General features: G+C 41.2%; 5 protein-coding genes. All 5 read left to right on the top strand.

Annotated elements, in window-relative coordinates:
* Positions 1-58 precede the first annotated feature (58 nt).
* The 5 genes from ACYQY7_RS13720 (at position 59) to ACYQY7_RS13700 (ending at position 3746) form a co-directional block, all read left to right on the top strand.
* Positions 59-1147: a hypothetical protein gene (locus tag ACYQY7_RS13720; RefSeq protein WP_461202894.1), complete on the top strand. Its 1089-nt coding sequence runs from the start codon at positions 59-61 to the stop codon at positions 1145-1147.
* 71 nt (positions 1148-1218) lie between these two features.
* Positions 1219-1617 (top strand): YjbQ family protein, encoded by a 399-nt coding sequence (locus ACYQY7_RS13715; protein WP_429878686.1) that lies wholly within the window; start codon positions 1219-1221, stop codon positions 1615-1617.
* 22 nt (positions 1618-1639) lie between these two features.
* On the top strand, positions 1640-2794 hold the full coding sequence (locus ACYQY7_RS13710; RefSeq protein WP_429878687.1) for a pyridoxal-phosphate-dependent aminotransferase family protein: 1155 nt from the start codon (positions 1640-1642) through the stop codon (positions 2792-2794).
* Positions 2787-3035 (top strand): glutaredoxin domain-containing protein, encoded by a 249-nt coding sequence (locus ACYQY7_RS13705; protein ID WP_429878688.1) that lies wholly within the window; start codon positions 2787-2789, stop codon positions 3033-3035. The genes ACYQY7_RS13710 and ACYQY7_RS13705 overlap by 8 nt, the downstream gene beginning before the upstream one ends.
* A 30-nt stretch (positions 3036-3065) precedes the next feature.
* Complete coding sequence (locus ACYQY7_RS13700; protein ID WP_461202892.1) at positions 3066-3746, top strand: metallophosphoesterase family protein; 681 nt, start codon at positions 3066-3068, stop codon at positions 3744-3746.
* The last annotated feature ends 33 nt before the right edge of the window (positions 3747-3779 follow it).

Here is a 3779-nt window from a genome sequence, read left to right as displayed (position 1 = left end):
CTCGTCAGTGCTTTCTCTTTTTTGTCACTAAATCACAAAATTTGGTGATGAACCATTCTTGAAAGAATATAACACCGTTACACTTCACTACTTACATTCGAAACTTGCTTTTTTCATTGAACCAACTCTCTCTCTAGATCGTGTCTTTGACTTTTTTAGCACACATTTTTTCATTAAAAAAGATCAGGTTGATGAAAATGTTATTGCTAATGTGTATGTGACCCGTGATTTTTCTATGTTTTCTGAGATTGATTTCGACGGCGGCGAAGAAATTTATATTCGAAAAAGCGCTTCTGACTTTTTTACGATTCCTGGCAAGCGGGTGTTCGTAGAAGGAATAGAGTATATCAAGTGTGTAAAAACGGGAACGTTGATAGCATTTGACTCTATTAAAAATAAAATTACTATTTCTACTAAAACAACAGATACGGTACAGGAAGAGCTATTATTTATCGAGCTTATACGAGATCTAATATTGAAAAATGAAGAAAATCACGGTGTTGTTGTATTACATGCGACTAGTGCATATAAAGACGGTAAGGCATCTTTGATCATAGGGTCCAAAGGAGCTGGTAAATCAACCACGCTATTGGAGTTGGTCAGCAAGTTCGATTACCAACACATGAGTGGAGACAAAACCTTCCTCTGGGTGGAAAATGGACAATTGTTAGCCTCTGGATGGCCGGATTATCCACATCTAGGACTTGGCACACTTTCCAAATATCCAAAGTTTATAGAACGCTTGGGACTTGCTGAAAAAATAAAAGCAGCTAAGGATAATCTCTGGTCGACAGAGCACAAGATGGCAGTGGATCCGAAGCTTTTCAAAGAAGTAATTCCGTTTACTAAGCAAGGACTAGTCGCTCCAGTAGGTAGCATGATCTATCCGCATCTATATCCGACTGAACAATGTGATATTAAGCCTATTAGTGAACATGTTGATTTGATGACACCCCACATTGAGCGTATCTTCATCCCTGGTCAAAAAACATGGAATCATTTTATCGAACCGAGAAATCAGGCTGAGTTAGAAGAGATGATTAATAAGTGTTTGCAAGCTGCAAGCAAAATTCCGGGGTACGTGATCAGAGGATCTGGGATTTTGGAAAATGTCCAGTTGTTATCCAATAAAGGAGCTGTACTGTAAAAAAAGAATGGTGAATTTGCTGATTTCGTTTTGGTGATGGCGTAAAAAAAATAAAAAAGGAGAAAGCCTTAATGATAGAAATCAAAATACAATCTGAAGGATTTAACAGCAGCTATGATATTACTGAACTAGTAGAAAAAGCATTAACCAAATTGGAGAAACCCAATGGCATCGCTAAGATCTGTGTGGTCGGAAGTACCGTGGGTCTTACAGTAATGCGTTACGAACCTGGTGCGATCAATGATTTATTAGACAGTTTGGAAATGGTTGCTCCTAGGAAAAAGGAGTATGAACATTTTCGTACAACCCTAGATCCTAATGGTTTCGCTCATATCCGATCTTCACTTTTGGGGACCAGTGTTATGGTACCTTACAAAGAGTGGTTGTTTACCTTTCCAGATACTCATCGAATTGTGCTATTTGACTTTGATCTACAGGCATCCACTCGTACGATCTACGTTGACGTTTAAATAAAGGGAGTTGATTTTTGTTATGAAGAAATTACGTATGGCCACTCCGGGACCTACGCAAGTCCCACAGGAGATTTTACTTGCCGGAGCCCAAGAAATGATTCATCATCGGTCCCAACCGATGGAAGAGATCATGAAAGAGATTAACTGTGAACTTCCGAAGATTTTCCGTACTGTTCAGGATGTGTATATCCTACTGTCTTCAGGTACTGGAGCTATGGAGGCGGCGGTTGCCAACTGCTTTATCCGCGGAGAAAAAGTGTTGGTCGTATCTAATGGTTATTTTGGTGAGCGTTTTATCGATATTTCTAAATCGTTCGGTTTAGAAGTTGTCACCATCAAGTCACCATGGGGTACATCAGTCAACATCGACGAAGTGAAACAAGCCTATTCCCACCATCCTGACATTAAAGGTGTGTTGGTAGTCTACAGCGAAACTTCTACCGGTGCGGTGAATGATATAAAAGCTATCGGTGACTTTTTTCGACATACAGATGTGCTGGTCATTGTTGATGCTATCAGCGGTCTTATTTCTCACGAGTTATACATGGATGAATGGGGCTTGGACGTTGTACTTGCCGCTTCCCATAAAGGATTTATGATGCCACCGGGACTTGCCTTTGTCGCTATATCACAAAAAGCGTGGAACAAGTTAGAACAATTTGAGCCAAGCACTTACTACTTTGCCTTCAAACGCTATCGAAAATTTTACCCTATGGCCCCATCTAGTCCGGGCGTATCCTTACTTTTAGCCTTAAAAAAATCATTAGAGTTGCTTAAGCAGGAAGGGCTCTCAAACTGTACTGCACGGCACACAAAAATCGCTCTCGCAACACAGAGAGCCTTGGAAGCATTGGGGTTTTCACTATTTGTTAAAGAACCGCATCTGAGAAGCAACGCCGTTACCACTGCAGTAGCTCCGCCTGAATTAGATACCTCCGTACTATTAAAAAAACTGAGCCAAGAGTATGGTCTTACTGTCACCGGCGGACAAGGGGAGTTCAAGGGAAAGATGATCCGTGTTGGACATATCGGTGCGGTTGACGAAATCGACTTATTCGGTATCTTTGGCGCCATCGAAATGGTATTAGCTGAGATGGGACATGAGTTCGAACGTGGCAATAGTTTGCAGGCTATGAGTGAAGTCTTAGATAAAGGAGTGGTTCATCATGCTTAAACTCTACCAACGGGAAACTTGCCCCTATTGCAAACCTGTTCGTGAAAAACTTACGGAGTTAAATATTACTTATATTAATGTCAATGTTCCGAAAGACCGCTCTCAGCGAACAGATCTCATCGAATTAACAGGTGTTCCGTATATTCCCGCTTTGGTCGATGGCGATGTGGTTTTGGCCGGTCGACTTGAATATAACAAGCATATCATTGATTACCTAGAGGACAAATACGGAAACAAATAGATTGTGACTCCTTGAAGGAGGGAGTTGCCCTTGCGTTATGGACTCATAGCCGATATACATGGACGTCGTAATCACTTGGAGCTGGTGTTAGAGCATATAAATACCTTTTCCGATATCGATGAGATTATTTGTTTGGGTGATGTGTTTGAAGTTAAAGTATCAAAGAAGCAGTTACCCAACTTTGTTTTTCACGATATAGAACAGGTGATCGATATTGATCTAAAACTGTTAGAATTATTGTCCGGGTATCAGCTAGTTAGAGGTAATCAGGAAGAACGTGTACTGCATTTGGTTCCGCGAGAAAAGATTCCCGCGGAACTCCATCCTTTTTTTCTGAACCTTCCATCGGATATCGACTTGCCTGAGATGGCAAGGATTACTCATGGGCATAATTTCAACTGGGTGGATTATCCGGGGGGATATTGGCATCCTGTTATAACTAAATGGGAGCGACCGTGGCTGTTTTACGGACATAACCACCAAAATGCGCTATTTCTCGTCCGAGAGAAAAATGGTTCTTGGTACTATGATCGTCAGGAGATCGTCATTGGCAAACCGCTTAAACTCGATCCAAAGTCCTGCTTTCTAATAAATGTCGGCGACATCAAACGCCCTACTCCCAGTTGGGTGCTCTATGATAATGAGGAAGGAACTGTTACGTTTTACACACTCGCACGACTCAATAATATGGTAGCGTCAAAAAATCTATGAAAAGTCATCACGGGCTACCTTTTGAAGGAAAAT

This window comes from Anoxybacillus sp. TBDG-1, from assembly GCF_054815885.1.
The sequence above is the reverse complement of the archived record's forward strand: the minus strand, read 5'-3'. Positions and strand labels throughout refer to the sequence as shown.

Coding starts and splice junctions, on each gene's coding strand:
- ACYQY7_RS13715 (WP_429878686.1), top strand. CDS start 1,219: ATGATAGAAATCAAAATACAATCTGAAGGATTTAACAGCAGCTATGAT.
- ACYQY7_RS13710 (WP_429878687.1), top strand. CDS start 1,640: ATGAAGAAATTACGTATGGCCACTCCGGGACCTACGCAAGTCCCACAG.
- ACYQY7_RS13705 (WP_429878688.1), top strand. CDS start 2,787: ATGCTTAAACTCTACCAACGGGAAACTTGCCCCTATTGCAAACCTGTT.